A 15267-nucleotide genomic window follows, 5' to 3' on the forward strand; every position below is an offset into this window, starting at 1 on the left:
GCCAGACCAAATGATAGTGACTATCAACTACATCTTTGTTTCAAACAGAGATTTTTATTGTCGGAGTCCTTCAGCCGTGCCAAGGTGCGACAAATCGTCTATTTCGGAGTTGCCCGCCATGCAAGGCGATCAAGGGGTCCTGGACCGTCTGAACAAGCTGCTCACCGGTGAATTGAGCGCCGCCGACCAGTATCTGTCCCATGCGCGGACCATGGAGGACATGGGCCTCAAGGCGCTGAGCGAGCGCATCTCGCACGAGCGGGTGGAGGAGCTGGAGCATGCCGACAAGCTGATCCGCCGCATCCTGTTCCTGGAAGGCACGGCCGACGTCGCCAGCCGCGACCCGATTCACATCGGCAAGACCGTGCCGGAGATGCTGCGCAACGACCTGAACCTGGAATATGAGGTGGTCGCCGCCCTGAAGGAGGCCATCGCCTATTGCGAGCAGGTGAAGGATTACGACACCCGCCGCATCCTGGTGGAACTGCTGGTCGACACCGAGGAGGACCACGCCTACTGGCTGGAGCAGCAGCTCGGCCTCATCGACATGCTCGGCCTGCAGAACTACCTGCAATCGGCCATGGGCGGCTTTCCGAGCTGAGGGGGGAACGGACCATGAAGGGCAACAGTGACGTCATCGCCCAGTTGCAGATCGTCCTCAAGGACCAGCTGACCCAGATCAACCAGTATTTCCTGCACGCCCGCATGCTGAAGAACTGGGGCGTCAAGGCGCTGGGCAAGTGGGAGTATCACGCCTCCATCGAGGTGATGAAGAGCGCGGACGAGATCATCGAACGCATCCTGTTCATCGAGGCGATCCCCAACCTTCAGGATCTCGGCAAGCTGCGCATCGGCGAGAATGTGCAGGAAATCCTGTCGAGCGACCTCGACGCCGAGCAGGAGGCCCGCGACCGCATCGCCGCCGCCATCGCCGTCTGCGAGGAGAAGGCCGATTACGTGTCGCGCGACGAGCTGTCCGAGCTGCTGGAAGAGTCGGAAGAGCGCATCGACTATCTGGAAACCCAGCTGAGCCTGATCGACGACATCGGTCTGGCCAACTACATCCAGTCGGCGATGGGCGAGATCAAGGACTGAGTGGAATTGGGGGGCAAGCGCTCCTTGCCCTCTTCCCCTCAGGCCCGCGCCAGAATCTCCTCCGCCAGCGCCTGCATCTCGGCAGCCGCCTGGGTTTTGCGCGCGGCCTCCGTCACCGACAGCCCGGTCATCAGCGTGCCGGCATAGGCGGTGCGGTTGCCGACCTGCGCCGCCGCCAGCTCGACCGCTGGCGGGGCGACCAGCTCATGCACCTTCGCCACCAGCTCGTCGGCGATGCGGGCGCGCGGCGGCACGCGGTTCAACACCAGCAACAAACGGCGCTTCTCCTGCGCCGCCAAATCGATGGTGGGGTGGACCGCCCACAAATCCATCGGGCTCGGCTGCACCGGCGCCACCACCAAGGAGGCGGCGCGGACGGCGATGCGCGCCTCGGTCTGGGCATGGGGGGGGCTGTCCACCACGACGATGTCATGGCCGCGCGCCAGCCTCTCCACCTCCGCCTGGGTGCGCCAGCCGGTGATCTGCACATGGGTGAAGCCGGGCCGGCCATTGGTCGCCTCCGCCCGCACGGCATGCCAGCGGGTCAGGCTGCCCTGCGGGTCGATGTCGACGGTGGCGACGCGGTGGCCGAGCTGCGCCCAGGCGATGGCGAGATGGGCGGCCAGCGTGGTCTTGCCGGCGCCGCCCTTCTGCTGCGCCACGGTGAAGACCTTGCCCGTCATGCCCGCACCCATCATGTTGTGTTCGGTGATTGCGCACTCCCCTCATAACCTTCGGCATGGCACCGGTGCAACCGCGCGAATTGACACCGGTGCAGCACGGGCTAGAAAGACGCCGTGACCGACCATCCCGCCCCCGCCCCCGGTGAAAAGCGCCCGGCGCTGATCCCGACCACCGCCGCCGGCCTCAAGCGCGCGGGCGAGCTGCTGCGCGCCGGCCGTCTGGTCGCCTTCCCGACCGAGACGGTCTATGGGCTGGGCGCCGACGCCACCGACGACCGCGCCGTCGCCGCCATCTTCGCCGCCAAGGGCAGGCCTCAGTTCAACCCGCTGATCGCCCATCTGCCCGATCTGGCCTCCGCCCAGTCCTGGGGTCTGTTCGACGAGCGGGCGCTCGACCTCGCCGCCCAGTTCTGGCCCGGCCCGCTGACCATGGTGGTGCCGCGCCCGGCCAACTCCGCCCTGTCGCTGCTGGTCAGCGCCGGGCTGGACAGCATCGCCATCCGCGTGCCCGGCCACCCGGTCGCCCAGGCCATCCTGCGCGCCGCCGGCAAGCCGATCGCCGCCCCCAGCGCCAACCGCTCCGGCGCCGTCAGCCCGACCACGCCGCACCATGTGCTGGAAAGCCTGGGCGAGCGGGTCGACGCCATCGTCACCGGCGGCAAATGCATGGTCGGGCTGGAATCCACCGTCATCGACCTGACCGGTCCGGAGGCGGTGCTGCTGCGGCCCGGCGCCGTGCTGCCCGACGAGATGGAGCGGCTGATCGGCCCGGTCCGCCTGTCGGCCGGCGACCCGACCGCGCCCAAATCGCCCGGCCAGTTGGAAAGCCATTACGCCCCCGACGCCGCGGTGCGCCTGAACGCCTCCTCGGCGGCGGAGGACGAGGCGTTCCTGACCTTCGGTCCCGACCGATTCGTCTTCGGCGGCGCCACCCGGCTGAATCTGAGCCTGGAGGGTGACCTGAACGAGGCGGCGGCCAACCTGTTCTCCCACCTGCGCAGCCTGGACCAGAGCGGCGCCAAGCGCATCGCCGTGATGCCGATCCCGGAGCTGGGCTTGGGGCTGGCGATCAACGACCGGCTGCGCCGGGCGGCGGCGCCGCGGGGATGAGGGCATCGCCGGCCTCCGCCCTGATCCAGCGGAGAAAGGCGCCCACCGCCGGCTTTTCCTCCGCCCCGCCCGGATAGACGAGGTGATAGGCGAGGCCGTTCGACAGACGTTGGTCGAACAGGACGATAAGACGCCCCGCCGCAAGATCGTCGGCGGCAAAACAGTGCCGGACCAGCGCTATTCCCAATCCGGCCTTGGCAGCCTCCATCACGCCGTTGCCATCGGCGAAGACGGGCCCGCGATCCGCGCCCGCATCCGGCACGCCGGCGGCACGGAACCACAGCGCCCAGTCCCCGCGGTGCTCGTCATGCAGAAGCCGGTGCGCCGCTGGCCCCCCTGCCGGATCGGCCGCCAGATCCGCCGCCAGATCCGCCGGATGCCGAACCGGCGGTGCGGCGCGCAGATAGTCGGGGCTGCACACCGGAACCAGCCCGTCGTCGATCAACCGCTCGGCACATAGGCCTTCGTAGGCACCCGGCCCGTGACGCACGGCGACGTCGACACGGTCCTGCGCGAAATCGACAAGCCGGTTGGTGACCCCGATCCGGACATCGATTCCGGGCGCGACCGCCTCGAAGCGCGGCAGGCGCGGAACCAGCCATTGCACGGCGAAGGCAGGGGTGCAGGACAGCGTCAGTTCCGGCCTGCGGAGCCCAACCGTGAGTTCGGCGGTCGCGTCCCGGATCAGGCGGAAGGCGGTCCGTATGGCCGCATGATAGGCCGCCCCCTCGGCGGTCAAGGCGAGGCTGCGCGGCCCGCGCTCGAACAGCCGCAAGCCGAGCGCCGTTTCCAGCTCCTTGACCTGGAGGCTGACCGCGCCCGGCGTCACGTTCAGCTCCCGCGCGGCAAGCGTCATGCTGAGGTGACGCGCGGTCGCTTCGAAGGCGCGCAGACCGGCAAGCGGGGGCAAGGAAGGCATCATGATTTAGAAAATCTCACTCCTATCCGAAAAAAGACTCGTTTGCCCAACATCAAGACCGGACGCTAATTTTAGCTCAGCTCAATTGAACAGGAAAGGCCGGACCATGGCGGGAGCGCTTGGACCAGGACCGACCATGGCACGGGCACCCCAAACATCCGTTTCGACGGCAATGGCAATTCCACCGCAAGAAACGGATCGCTGCCAGTCGACGCCGCCGTGCAGGATGCCGGAACCCGGCATGTCCAGCCCCGGACACACAGCCGAACACTCAAGCCATCGATGGAAGGCCGCCCGATGACCGCACCGAACCGCAAGCCGATGGACCTGACCGACTGGAGCCTGCTGGTCGCACTTTCCATTCTGTGGGGTGGGTCCTTCTTCTTCATCGGCATCGCCGTGCGGGAGTTGCCGCCGCTCACCGTCGTCGCCATGCGGGTCGCGCTGGCGGCCTTGGCGCTCGGCGGGCTGTTGCGGATCCTGGGATGGCGGATGCCACGCGACCGCCGGACATGGACCGCCTTCTTCGGCATGGGGGCTTTGAACAACCTCGTTCCCTTCTGCCTGATCGTCTGGGGACAGACCCAGATCGCCAGCGGCGTCGCCTCCGTCCTCAACGCCACCACGCCGCTGTTCGGTGTCGTGGTGGCGCATGTCCTGACCCGCGACGAGAAGATGACCGGCAACCGGATGGCCGGGGTTCTCGTCGGCTTTGCCGGCGTGGCGGCGATGATCGGCCCCTCCGCATTGAACGGGCTTGTCGGAGCCGGGCCGCAAAGCGGATTGCTGCCGCAACTGGCGGTGCTGTGCGCCGCTCTGTCCTATTCCTTCGCCGGCATCTTCGGCCGGCGATTCAAGAACATGGGGGTGTCGCCCCTGGTCACCGCGACGGGACAGGTCACCGCCTCCACCCTGATGCTGGTGCCGGTGGCCCTGCTGACCGATCGCCCCTGGACCCTGCCGATGCCCGGTGCGGCCACCTGGGGCGCCGTCATCGGCATCGCCCTGCTGTCCACCGCCCTGGCCTATGTCATCTTCTTCCGCGTCCTGGCTTCGGCCGGCGCGACCAACCTGATGCTGGTCACCTTCCTGATCCCGGTCAGCGCCATCCTGCTGGGCAGCCTGTTCCTCGGCGAACGGCTGGCGGTCAGGCATGGGGTCGGGATGGCACTGATCGCCGGCGGGCTCGCCGCCATCGATGGAAGACTGCTCGCACGGCTGGGACAACGCAGATCCGCATAAGCCGCCAAGGGATAGAAAATGATCGGCGAAGACGTTAGAAGGGACCGATTGCAAGCCCCTTAACCTGCTTCGGACGCCTTGCCATGACCGTTGCCGCCGCCCTCGACCAGATCCGCGCCATCGTCGGCCCGTCCGGCATCCTCACCGACGCCGCCGACATGGCCCCCTACCTCGCGGAATGGCGCGGGCGCTTCAAGGGCAACAGCCCGGCGGTGGTCCGCCCGGCCAGCACCGAGGAAGTCGCGGCGGTCGTGAAGATCTGCGCCGGGGCCGGCATTCCCATCGTCCCCCAGGGCGGCAACACCAGCCTCGTCGGCGGCTCCATCCCCTATGAGGAGGGTCGCGAGATCGTGCTCAGCCTGTCGCGCCTGAACCGCATCCGCGACATCGACACGCTGAACTACACCATGACGGTCGAGGCCGGCGTGGTGCTGACCAGCATCCAGGAGGCCGCGGCCGACGCCGACCGCCTGTTCCCGCTCAGCCTGGGCGCGGAGGGCACGGCGCAGATCGGCGGGCTGATCTCCACCAACGCCGGCGGCATCAACGTCCTGCGTTATGGCAACACCCGCGATCTGGTGCTGGGGCTGGAGGTGGTCCTGGCCGACGGCCGCGTCTGGGACGGCATGCGCCGGCTGCGCAAGAACAACACCGGCTACGACCTGAAGAACCTGTTCATCGGGGCGGAGGGCACGCTGGGCATCGTCACCGCCGCGGTGCTGAAGCTGTTCCCCCGCCCGCGCCAGTCGATCACCGCCTTCGTCGCCGTGCCGAGCCCCGCCGCCGCCATCGAGCTGCTGGCCCGCCTGCGCGCCGCCTCCGGCGACGCCGTGTCGGCCTTCGAGCTGATGTCGCGCCGCTGCCTGGATTTCGCGCTGAAACACGTCGCCGGCACCATCGACCCGCTGTCGGAGCCGTCGCCCTGGTATGTCCTGACCGAGCTGACCGCCGGCACCCGGTCCGACGCCTTCCAGGAGACGGTGGAGACGGCGCTTGGCGAGGCGTTCGAGGCGGAGCTCGCGACCGACGCCACGCTGGCCCAGTCCGACGCCCAGGCCAAGCAGCTTTGGTTCATCCGCGAAGCCATCGTCGAAGCGCAGAAGTTCGAGGGCGGCTCGATCAAGAACGACGTGTCGATCCCGGTGTCCCGCGTCGCCGAGTTCATCGAACTGGCGGAAGCGGCGGTGGCGCAGGCCTGCCCCGGCATTCGCCCGACCCCCTTCGGCCATGTCGGCGACGGCAACATCCACTTCAACCTCAGCCAGCCCGAGGGGACCGACACCAAGGCCTATCTCGACCGCTGGGACGAGATTTGCCATGTGGTGAACGAGGTGATCTTCAAGCTCGACGGCTCGATCTCCGCCGAGCATGGCGTCGGCCGCTTCAAGAAGGACGAGATGCCGGCCATCAAGGGCCCGGTCGAGTTCGACATGCTGCGCGCCATCAAGGCGACACTCGATCCCAACGGCCTGCTGAACCCCGGCAAGATGCTGCCCTGAGGACCTCTCACCGGTCGCCCCCATCGGCCGCCCCCATCGGCCGCCAGTGTCATAATATTGCGGGGGACAGGCTTGCGGCGAAAGACGTAGGCCGCGCTTGTCCCCGGCGCGACACAAGGCTATGGTGCGGCCTCCGTTTCTTCTGCGCCTGTCGTACCGCGAGAGAGAGTTTTTCCGATGTCCAAGCCGCGCACTCTGTTCGACAAGATCTGGGACAGCCACGTCGTGCATCGCCAGGACGACGGCACCTGCATCCTCTACATCGACCGCCATCTGGTCCATGAAGTGACCAGCCCGCAGGCGTTCGAAGGACTGCGCGTCGCCGGCCGCAAGGTGCGGCGTCCGGAAGCCACTCTCGCCGTTCCCGACCACAACGTCCCCACCACCGACCGCTCCAAGGGCATCGTCGAGGAGGAGAGCCGGATCCAGGTCGAGACGCTGGACAAGAACGCCCGCGACTTCGGCGTCCGCTATTTCCCGATGGACGACGTCCGCCAGGGCATCGTCCATATCGTCGGTCCGGAACAGGGCTTCACCCTGCCGGGTGCGACCATCGTCTGCGGTGACAGCCACACCGCCACCCATGGTGCCTTCGGCGCCCTGGCCTTCGGCATCGGCACGTCGGAGGTGGAGCATGTGCTGGCCACCCAGACCCTGCTGCAGAAGCCGGCCAAGAACATGCTGATCCGCGTGGACGGCAAGGTGAATCCGGGCGTCACCGCCAAGGACATCGTGCTGGCGATCATCGGCCGGATCGGCACCGCCGGCGGCACCGGCTACGTCATCGAATTCGCCGGCGAGGCCATCCGCGACCTGTCGATGGAAGGCCGCATGACCGTCTGCAACATGGCGATCGAAGGCGGCGCCCGCGCCGGCCTGATCGCCCCGGACGAGAAGACCTTCGCCTATGTCCAGGGCCGCGCCCTGGCGCCGAAGGCCGGTGCCTGGGAGCAGGCCGTCGAATATTGGAAGACGCTGCCGTCGGACGAGGGTGCGGTCTATGACGCCACCGTCGTGCTGAACGCCGCCGACATCGCCCCGCAGGTCACCTGGGGCACCAGCCCGGAAGACGTGCTGCCGATCACCGCGACGGTGCCGAACCCGGCCGAGATCGCCGATGCCGGCAAGCGCGCCGCCGTCGAGCGCTCGCTCGCCTACATGGGCCTGACCCCCGGCCAGCCGCTGACCGAGGTGAAGGTGGACACCGTCTTCATCGGCTCCTGCACCAACGGCCGCATCGAAGACCTGCGCGCCGCCGCCGAGGTCGCCAAGGGCCGCAAGGTCGCCGCGGGTGTGCGCGCCCTCGTGGTTCCCGGCTCGGGCCTGGTCAAGGAGCAGGCCGAGGAGGAGGGTCTGGACAAGGTCTTCACCGAGGCCGGCTTCGAGTGGCGCGAGCCGGGCTGTTCGATGTGCCTGGCGATGAACGCCGACCGCCTGGCTCCCGGCGAGCGCAGCGCCTCGACCTCCAACCGCAACTTCGAGGGCCGCCAGGGCCGCGGCGGCCGCACCCACCTCGTCAGCCCGGCGATGGCGGTGGCGGCGGCGGTGACCGGCCATCTGGCCGACGTGCGCACGCTCGCCTGAAGACGGTAAGCGGTCCGGATTCCGGATACGGCAAAACGCCGGCTGCGATGATCCCGCAGCCGGCGTTTTTTATGTCTCCAACCCCGTTCAGGTCGGAACTGGCAACGCCTCTATGAGCAGCTGTTCATAGGTCCAGGGCATATGCTGCCACAGCAAGGAATAGGTGGTGTTCACATAGAGGCTCGATGATGTCGGAATGTTTATGTTCCAAGGCTGGGGAACGGTCCCGGTTGCGGGTGCATTTTCGGGTGCCGAACCCTGCTGGACGAGATACGCCGGGAAAGGAACCTGGGATTCGCCGTTCATCGGAAAAGTGTAGGTATCTGCCGGAGTCTGTGGGCTTGCAGCAGTGACCGGAGTTCCGTTCAGGATCACCGGCGTTCCGACATGCATATAATTCAGGTTGCTAGGAAGATTCAGATCACTCAGAAAGGATAGAACATAGTTAGTAACCTTCTGATAACCAACCGTATCACCCGCAAGTTCTGCGATCTGCTCGATAGAAGACCAATAGTTCAAGTCACTGGTGGTTTGCAAGGTTACGGGAACCTGCGGAACCGTGTCCAGGCTGTTCAGCACGGCATAGAAACCAAGGCTCTGCTCACCGAAAAGCGCGCCTTGCTGCTGACAGAGAATATTGGTCGCGTAAGAGAAATAGTCGTTGCCCGGCTTGGGCTGGGCAAAGGCATAGCACTTGACGTTGATCGTGCAGTTGGAAAACGGCTGTGTCGCCAGCCAAGCAGCATACAGCGCCGCCATGCCCGCGCCCAGGCTATGCCCGGTGACGTAAATGTTGACCTGGGGAAGTCCGGTCACCGGATTTAAGGTCGCCGTATTATGCGCGGCATTGCTGTTTGCCACAACCTCTCCCAAAATTTTAGAGAGACGACCGTAAAGAGAATTGATGACCGGAATCGTCACTTCTTTCCAGAGTATTTTCTTAGTCTCGTATTCAACTACCTTTTCTTCCAGGGCATTATCCAAGCTCTCCAAAGACATTCGGAACCCGAGATGAACGAGCGCGTTCTGAGCCACCTGAATATTGGAGGCGTCGACATAGCTTCTTTTTGAACTGAAGTCATTTAGAAGCGACTGCACATCAGCCGGCAAATTGTTCCAAATATCCGCAGGAATAAGACTTTGCATCGACCCCGGCGGTATCTCTTGCGCGGTGATCGGCAGGGCGATGAAATCCTCAACCGCGTTAAGGCCAGTCATCGTCCCACGAAACGCTACACAATAGGTCGGGATCTCAGACTGATTCACCAGACCGGCAAACAATGCCTGATTGCCAAGTGAGGAATTGACAATCCAGTTACCCCAAGTACCGCTACCAGCCGCACACCAGTCCGACGGCCAGCGATCATAGAAAAGCGACGGCAGATTCTGCTGGGTGGCCGAATCGAAAGGCGCGCCGCTGGCTGGCAATGTGGGGTCAAGCAGAGCCACCGCGCCTGATGGAACATTAAGGGGAACAAAACTATCAACGGCAGCTGCAATCTGCATGATTTCCAGAGCTTCAGCAGCATCATAGGCAGCGCCGAACGGCGGAAGAGCCATCTCAATCTCCCTTTATCATCATTTTTGAATGGGTTCCATGGAGGGCGCGTTTGCATCTGAAACTTGCGCCTTCAATTGTTATTTTGCGTTCAAAATAAATAATTTAAAATAGTATTTTTGATATAATTTTCTACTATATTCTTCTTTTCTCTCGAATCATGTATTACAAATTGTATTTTTTGATCACAATGATCATTTTATTCATATGGTTTCCATACATTTCCCCCACTTTTCTGATTTTCCGATAATTTTCCGCTTAAGAGTGCCGTAAACATTGCCCTCTGACAAAACCGCGAATTGCCTCTTCGCCCATAATAATTGCCAGACATAACGCATTTCCCCGATTTTCGAAATATGGCATGGGGAAATCCAAGACAAACATGTGTCGTTGACATTACCGCAAAAAAATTTATGCGAGCTTCTTCACTGCATCGTCTTCGTTTTTTTATGATGCATGGTGCAGAAGCTCCACTTTCATAGAGCGCATTCTAAGGATCGCGCCAACCCTTCGGTTCAATCACCCCGGCCGCGCGCCTGCCCCAGCAACCCTTGCGGCCGGAAGATCAGGAACAGCGTCAGCAGCCCGAATGCCACGATGTCCTTGTAGGCGAGGGCGAAATAGGCCGACCAAAACGTTTCGACCAGCCCCAGCAGGGCGCCGCCCAGCATTGCCCCCGGCACCGAGCCGATGCCGCCGACCACCGCCGCGGCCAGCGCCTTGAAGCCGATCAAGTAGCCGGTGAAAAAGTTCACCCCGCCGTAATAGAGCGCGATCACCGCCCCCGCCGCCGCGGCCAGCCCGCCGCCGATGGCGAAGGTCGCCGCCACCGTGCGGTTGACGTCCACCCCCACCAGTTCCGCCGCCGCGATGTCGTCGGTGCAGGCGCGGTGCGCCCGGCCGAAGGCGGTGTGCCGCATGATCCCCCACAAGGCCGCATAGAGCCCGCCGGTCAGCGCCAGGATCGCCAGCTGCGCCGTCAGCGCGGTGACGGTGAAGGCGCCGTCGCTGGCCAGGTCGAAACGCTGGGTCAGCACCGGTGCCGGCCACCAGTCGCGGGCGCCATGCAGCAGCCGCACCCCTTCCTGATAGGCGATCGACAGCCCGACAGCGACGATCAGCGGCGTGTGGCCGCGCACCCCGCGCAGGCGGCGGAACACCAGCCGGTCCATGGTCCAGCCCTGCACCGCGGTGAAACCGATCACCAGCACCAGCACGCCGAGCAGGGCCGGCGGCCATGTCGCCCAACCCGCCATCCCCAGCCCGGCCCCCGCGATCGCCGTCACCATGGCACCGATCATCGTCAGTTCCCCCATCGCCAGATTGATCTGGCCGAGGATGGCGTAGACCAGGGTATAGCCAAGCGCCAGCAGCCCATAGACACAGGCGACGGTGGCGGCGTTGATGATCTGCTGGGCCAGGAACAGAACGGGGGTCCAGCGTGTCGGCGGCGCCCGCTTGGCCTCGACCACGCCGCCGGCGGCATCCCGCGGCGGCTTGATGCGCAGCCATTGCATCAGCATGGCGAAGCGGACGTCCGTCAGCCAGCCGCCGCGGTCGGTCGCCGCCGCGACGAGGATCCGCCGTCCCTCCTCCATGCCGGTGCCGGCGAAGCGGCAGGCGACCCAGTGGCCCTGATTGGCGCTGCGGTAATCGACGCGCAGCACATGCCTGTCTTCGCCGTAGGTCCGGGTGGAGAGGTCGGTGACCGGGCCGGACTCGAAGGCCGGGATCAGCTTCCGGCACAGCATGTCCTGGTCGGCGTCGACGCCGCACCCGGTGAGCATCAGCAGGACGAGGCACAGCAGCGGCAGGATGCGGAGCACGGAACCGCCCGGTCAGGTGGGATGCGTCAGCCTACCGTCAATTCGGACGGGTGGGAAGGCGGGAGGATCGCACGCCCAGGGGAATCGCATACGGAAAAGCCTTGCCATTCCTATCGGATTTGATTCTACCCGGCGGACCGATTTGGGCGTTGGGGGAACGAGATGGAAGGGTTCAAAGCGTGCTTTGGAGCGCTGGACGATCCACGACGGGGCAATGCTCGTCAACACGACCTTCATGAAATGCTGATGATCGCTCTCTGCACGTTCCTGTGCGGTGGGCGAACCTGCATCGACATGGCGGAGTTCGCTGACGAACGTCAGGAGTTTCTGGGCGAATTCCTCACCTTAAAGGGCGGTCCGCCATCGCACGATACCTTCAGCCGGCTGTTTCGTCTCCTTGATCCCAAGCAGTTTCAGGCCTGTTTCCGCACCTTCATGGACCGCTTTGCCGAGACCTGCCAGGGCGTCATCGCCATCGACGGCAAGGCGCTGCGGCGCTCCTTCGATACGGCGAGTGCTAAGTCGCCCCTGCACATGGTCAGCGCCTGGGGGTGCGAGCAGCGTCTGGTGCTCGCTCAGATCGCCACCGACGCCAAGTCCAACGAAATCACCGCCGTGCCCACGTTGTTGGAGATGCTGGCGCTCAAAGGGACCATCGTGACCGTCGACGCGCTCAACTGCCAGCGCGACATCGCCCAGAAAATCATCGATCGGAAGGGCGACTACGCCTTGGCGCTCAAAGGCAATCAGGGCACGCTCCATGCTGACGTGAGCCTGTTTCTCGACGATCCCGAGACCACGACCACCACCAGCCACACCACCGTTGATGGCGATCATGGCCGCATTGAGACCCGTACCAGCGTCGTCTCCACCGACATTACCTGGCTCCAGGCCATTCACCAATGGCCTGGGCTGGCGGCCATCGGCAAGGTGGTCCGTACCCGCGAAACCCCGGCCAAGACGACGACGGAGACCGCCTACTACCTGTTCAGCACGCCGCTCTCCGCCGAACGCTGCGGTGAGGTCGTCCGCGCCCATTGGGGCGTGGAGAACAGCCTGCATTGGCGCCTCGACGTCACCATGAACGAGGATCAAGCCCGTAACCGCAAGGACAACGGCCCCGAAAACCTCGCCGTCCTCCGGCACCTCGCCATCAACCTCGTCTCAAAGGATGCTTCCAAGGGGTCTACCCGCGTCAAGCTGCTGCGAGCCGCCTGGAATTCCGCCTTCCTCCGAAAACTGCTCGCCCAAATCTGATATGCGATTGCCCTGATCGCACGCCTCCTTCTTCGCCGACCGTGCCTACACACAATATCCTGATCCGTATCAAGCCCGCCATCTTTGAGCAATGCGTGCGATATCTCTGCCCATCAGAGATGGCCACCTGTTCAACTCCATGTTTTTTTCTGTCGATAAGGGCTATTCTTATGAACGAATATCAGATCAACCTGCCACAGGGCGATATCCAAAGGTCTATGCAAGTAATCGATGATATCATACACAACAAAATCAAAGGGCCTGAAGAAATCTATAATTTTCCCCATGCGAGGATTTTCGTCAAGCATCGACGCCTCAATAACAAAAATGGAAGACTCTTCAATAAGAGAAGTCGCCCCCTTAAGAACCTCCATCTCAGCCCCATCAACATCAATTTTCACCAGATATGGTCCGATTTTCCCTGAATCTTTGCAAAATTCATTAAGAGAAATACCCTCTACTATACGGCATTCACCACCCGTCACACGGTTCCTTGCCAAGACGTCAGAGTATTTTCGGTCATCCGAGACCCAAAGCTCAACAGGGGCATTTTTTGATGCAACCGCAACCATATGATATTCGGCACTCTTGAGCTGTGAACACAGCCCCTTAAGAGCGTTTTCACATTCCGCCACCGGTTCAAACATCACATGATGCGCCTGAGGAAACACATCGAATAACGGAGGAGTGCCGGTTTGGGCGCCGACGTCGAACACCGTGGCCGGCTGGAATCCCAAACGCATAAGATTGTAGAGAGCGCCGTGCTTGGAATTCCTGACGAATGACGTTTGTCCCCTGGCAAGGTAAAGCAGGGTTCTGGCGATCAGATCACTGGGATTGCGACTCAGGAAATCCTCGTACTCTTTTTGGACGCCCTCCGCATCTCCCTCAATATGCTTCTCAATAATATCCAGAAGAGTGCTGCTATTCATGAGACAATCCCCAAACTGACGGTGTCTGAGAGAATTTTATGCGATTTCATTAGGATATGGTAGTGCCTCACGGAGAGGCGGCCCAATCCGCCACCTATGACGCAAACCTTTGTTCCGCCACCGCTGAACCATGCATGCGGAGGCTGGCGCGCTGAAGCGGTGGCGATCCGAATCGATGCAACCCAATGGCCTGAAGACCGCGGCCGGGCATTCGCTGACGGCGGACAGGTCCATGCCATCGGCGGGCAAGCGGCCTGCCCGCACGCCAACATCGCAAGCCGCCATCGCCTGCCGCCCCGCTCTCCAAAGGAGATCCGGTTCAGCGCCGATCAGCCCCCCAAGCTGAACCCTCACTCCACCATGTAATCCCGCACCAGCAGCTCGGCGATCTGCACCGCGTTCAGCGCCGCACCCTTGCGCAGATTGTCGGCGACGCACCAGAAGGACAGGCCGTTCTCGACCGTGATGTCGTCGCGGATACGGCTGACGAAGACCGGGTTGTCACCGGCGACCTCGACCGGGGTGACATAGCCCTCGCCGGTCTGCTGGTCGACCACCGACAGGCCGGGGGCGGCGCGCAGGACGACACGGGCCTCCTCGGCGCTGATCGGCTCCTCCGTCTCGATGTTGATCGACAGGGCATGGCCGATGAAGGTCGGCACGCGGACGCAGGTGGCGGCGACCTTGATCTTGGGATCGAGGATCTTCTTGGTCTCCACCGTCATCTTCCACTCCTCCTTGGTGGAGCCGTCCTCCATGAAGACGTCGATGTGGGGGATGACGTTGAAGGCGATCTGCTTGGGGAAGACACTCTTGGCGACGGGATCATTGACGAAGATGGCGCGGGTCTGGGTGAACAGCTCGTCCATCGCCTCCTTGCCGGCGCCCGACACCGACTGGTAGGTCGAGACCACGACGCGGTGGATTTTGAAGCGGTCGTGCAGCGGCTTCAACGCCACCGCCATCTGGATGGTGGAGCAGTTGGGGTTGGCGATGATGCCGCGCTTGCGATAGCCGGCCAGCGCCTCCGGATTGACCTCCGGCACCACCAGCGGCACGTCGGGATCCATGCGGAACTGCGAGGTGTTGTCGATCACCACGGCCCCGGCGGCGGCGGCGCGCGGCACATGGACGGCCGACACCTTGGCGCCGGGCGAGGACAGCACGATGTCGACGCCGTGGAAGTCGAACTTGTTCAGGTCCTGGACCTTGAGGATGTCATCCTCGCCATAGGACACCTCCTGGCCGATCGACTTTTCGGAGGCGAGCGCGATGACCGTGTCGGCCGGGAACTTCCGCTCGGCCAGCGTTTGCAGGATCTCGCGCCCGACATTGCCGGTGGCGCCGATGACCGCGACGGTATAGCCCATGACGGTGGTTTCCTTCTGCCGAATGTCCGCGAAGACAAGAATGGTGCCGGGGGGCGATAGGAGCTAGGCGCTTTCCCGGCGAATTGCAACCCGTCCGGCCGAACGGACGGGGCATGACAGATCACCGGGCGGGTTGACATGCGATGGAAGGCGGCGGGAAGATTCCCGCGCCTCAACAGCGCCCCAAGGGGC

At 63.6% G+C, this 15267-nt stretch carries 13 protein-coding genes; 7 read left to right on the top strand and 6 right to left on the bottom strand.

From position 1 onward, the window contains the following. Positions 1 to 118: 118 nt before the first annotated feature. Positions 119 to 601: a bacterioferritin gene (gene bfr / locus AZL_RS12705; protein ID WP_012974948.1), complete on the top strand. Its 483-nt coding sequence runs from the start codon at positions 119 to 121 to the stop codon at positions 599 to 601. A gap of 14 nt (positions 602 to 615) precedes the next feature. Further along, entirely contained in the window at positions 616 to 1095 is a 480-nt protein-coding gene (bfr, locus tag AZL_RS12710; RefSeq protein ID WP_012974949.1) for a bacterioferritin, read from the top strand. Between the two features lie 38 nt (positions 1096 to 1133). Here the strand turns inward: bfr (AZL_RS12710) and parA are convergent, their stop codons facing one another. After that, positions 1134 to 1778, bottom strand: coding sequence for a ParA family partition ATPase (gene parA, locus AZL_RS12715; protein ID WP_012974950.1), 645 nt, complete (start codon positions 1776 to 1778; stop codon positions 1134 to 1136). 114 nt (positions 1779 to 1892) lie between these two features. Here parA and AZL_RS12720 point away from each other — a divergent pair, with 114 nt between their 5' ends. Further along, positions 1893 to 2888 carry an L-threonylcarbamoyladenylate synthase gene (locus tag AZL_RS12720; protein ID WP_012974951.1) on the top strand — a complete coding sequence of 332 codons (996 nt, stop codon included), beginning with the start codon at positions 1893 to 1895 and terminating at the stop codon, positions 2886 to 2888. Here AZL_RS12720 and gcvA read toward each other — a convergent pair. Then, positions 2848 to 3810 (bottom strand): transcriptional regulator GcvA, encoded by a 963-nt coding sequence (gene gcvA, locus AZL_RS12725; protein ID WP_012974952.1) that lies wholly within the window; start codon positions 3808 to 3810, stop codon positions 2848 to 2850. The genes AZL_RS12720 and gcvA overlap by 41 nt on opposite strands. Positions 3811 to 4104: 294 nt before the next feature. Here gcvA and AZL_RS12730 point away from each other — a divergent pair, with 294 nt between their 5' ends. The 3 genes from AZL_RS12730 (at position 4105) to leuC (ending at position 8132) form a co-directional block, all read left to right on the top strand. Beyond that, positions 4105 to 5049: a DMT family transporter gene (locus tag AZL_RS12730; RefSeq protein WP_012974953.1), complete on the top strand. Its 945-nt coding sequence runs from the start codon at positions 4105 to 4107 to the stop codon at positions 5047 to 5049. 83 nt (positions 5050 to 5132) lie between these two features. Then, on the top strand, positions 5133 to 6548 hold the full coding sequence (locus AZL_RS12735) for an FAD-binding oxidoreductase (protein ID WP_012974954.1): 1416 nt from the start codon (positions 5133 to 5135) through the stop codon (positions 6546 to 6548). A gap of 177 nt (positions 6549 to 6725) precedes the next feature. Then, positions 6726 to 8132 (top strand): 3-isopropylmalate dehydratase large subunit, encoded by a 1407-nt coding sequence (gene leuC, locus AZL_RS12740; RefSeq protein ID WP_012974955.1) that lies wholly within the window; start codon positions 6726 to 6728, stop codon positions 8130 to 8132. 87 nt (positions 8133 to 8219) lie between these two features. On the opposite strand, the gene AZL_RS12745 is transcribed toward leuC, so the two are convergent. Together AZL_RS12745 and AZL_RS12750 are read right to left on the bottom strand one after the other, a co-directional pair. Then, positions 8220 to 9692 carry a lipase family protein gene (locus AZL_RS12745; protein ID WP_012974956.1) on the bottom strand — a complete coding sequence of 491 codons (1473 nt, stop codon included), beginning with the start codon at positions 9690 to 9692 and terminating at the stop codon, positions 8220 to 8222. A 513-nt stretch (positions 9693 to 10205) separates the two neighbouring features. Then, a complete protein-coding gene (locus AZL_RS12750) occupies positions 10206 to 11516 on the bottom strand; it encodes a branched-chain amino acid ABC transporter permease (RefSeq protein ID WP_052293665.1) in 1311 nt (436 codons plus the stop codon). Positions 11517 to 11678: 162 nt separating this feature from the next. Between AZL_RS12750 and AZL_RS12755 the strand changes: the two genes are divergently transcribed. Continuing rightward, positions 11679 to 12773 carry an ISAs1-like element ISAzs12 family transposase gene (locus tag AZL_RS12755; protein WP_012974334.1) on the top strand — a complete coding sequence of 365 codons (1095 nt, stop codon included), beginning with the start codon at positions 11679 to 11681 and terminating at the stop codon, positions 12771 to 12773. Between the two features lie 131 nt (positions 12774 to 12904). Here AZL_RS12755 and AZL_RS34220 read toward each other — a convergent pair whose 3' ends face one another. After that, positions 12905 to 13705: an FkbM family methyltransferase gene (locus AZL_RS34220; RefSeq protein WP_012974958.1), complete on the bottom strand. Its 801-nt coding sequence runs from the start codon at positions 13703 to 13705 to the stop codon at positions 12905 to 12907. A 350-nt stretch (positions 13706 to 14055) separates the two neighbouring features. Next, the gene (locus tag AZL_RS12765) at positions 14056 to 15075 is read right to left on the bottom strand and encodes an aspartate-semialdehyde dehydrogenase (RefSeq protein ID WP_012974960.1); all 1020 of its coding nucleotides are present in this window, start codon (positions 15073 to 15075) and stop codon (positions 14056 to 14058) included. Between the last annotated feature and the right edge of the window lie 192 nt (positions 15076 to 15267).

It is taken from the genome of Azospirillum sp. B510 (assembly GCF_000010725.1).
GTDB classification, from domain to species: Bacteria; Pseudomonadota; Alphaproteobacteria; order Azospirillales; family Azospirillaceae; genus Azospirillum; species Azospirillum lipoferum_B.

What these genes read in the sequence shown, in the direction of transcription:
- AZL_RS12765 (WP_012974960.1), bottom strand. Translation starts at nt 15,075, where the DNA reads ATGGGCTATACCGTCGCGGTCATCGGCGCCACCGGCAATGTCGGGCGC.
- parA (WP_012974950.1), bottom strand. Translation starts at nt 1,778, where the DNA reads ATGACGGGCAAGGTCTTCACCGTGGCGCAGCAGAAGGGCGGCGCCGGC.
- AZL_RS34220 (WP_012974958.1), bottom strand. Translation starts at nt 13,705, where the DNA reads ATGAATAGCAGCACTCTTCTGGATATTATTGAGAAGCATATTGAGGGA.
- AZL_RS12735 (WP_012974954.1), top strand. Translation starts at nt 5,133, where the DNA reads ATGACCGTTGCCGCCGCCCTCGACCAGATCCGCGCCATCGTCGGCCCG.
- bfr (WP_012974948.1), top strand. Translation starts at nt 119, where the DNA reads ATGCAAGGCGATCAAGGGGTCCTGGACCGTCTGAACAAGCTGCTCACC.
- AZL_RS12755 (WP_012974334.1), top strand. Translation starts at nt 11,679, where the DNA reads ATGGAAGGGTTCAAAGCGTGCTTTGGAGCGCTGGACGATCCACGACGG.
- AZL_RS12730 (WP_012974953.1), top strand. Translation starts at nt 4,105, where the DNA reads ATGACCGCACCGAACCGCAAGCCGATGGACCTGACCGACTGGAGCCTG.
- bfr (WP_012974949.1), top strand. Translation starts at nt 616, where the DNA reads ATGAAGGGCAACAGTGACGTCATCGCCCAGTTGCAGATCGTCCTCAAG.
- gcvA (WP_012974952.1), bottom strand. Translation starts at nt 3,810, where the DNA reads ATGATGCCTTCCTTGCCCCCGCTTGCCGGTCTGCGCGCCTTCGAAGCG.
- AZL_RS12745 (WP_012974956.1), bottom strand. Translation starts at nt 9,692, where the DNA reads ATGGCTCTTCCGCCGTTCGGCGCTGCCTATGATGCTGCTGAAGCTCTG.
- leuC (WP_012974955.1), top strand. Translation starts at nt 6,726, where the DNA reads ATGTCCAAGCCGCGCACTCTGTTCGACAAGATCTGGGACAGCCACGTC.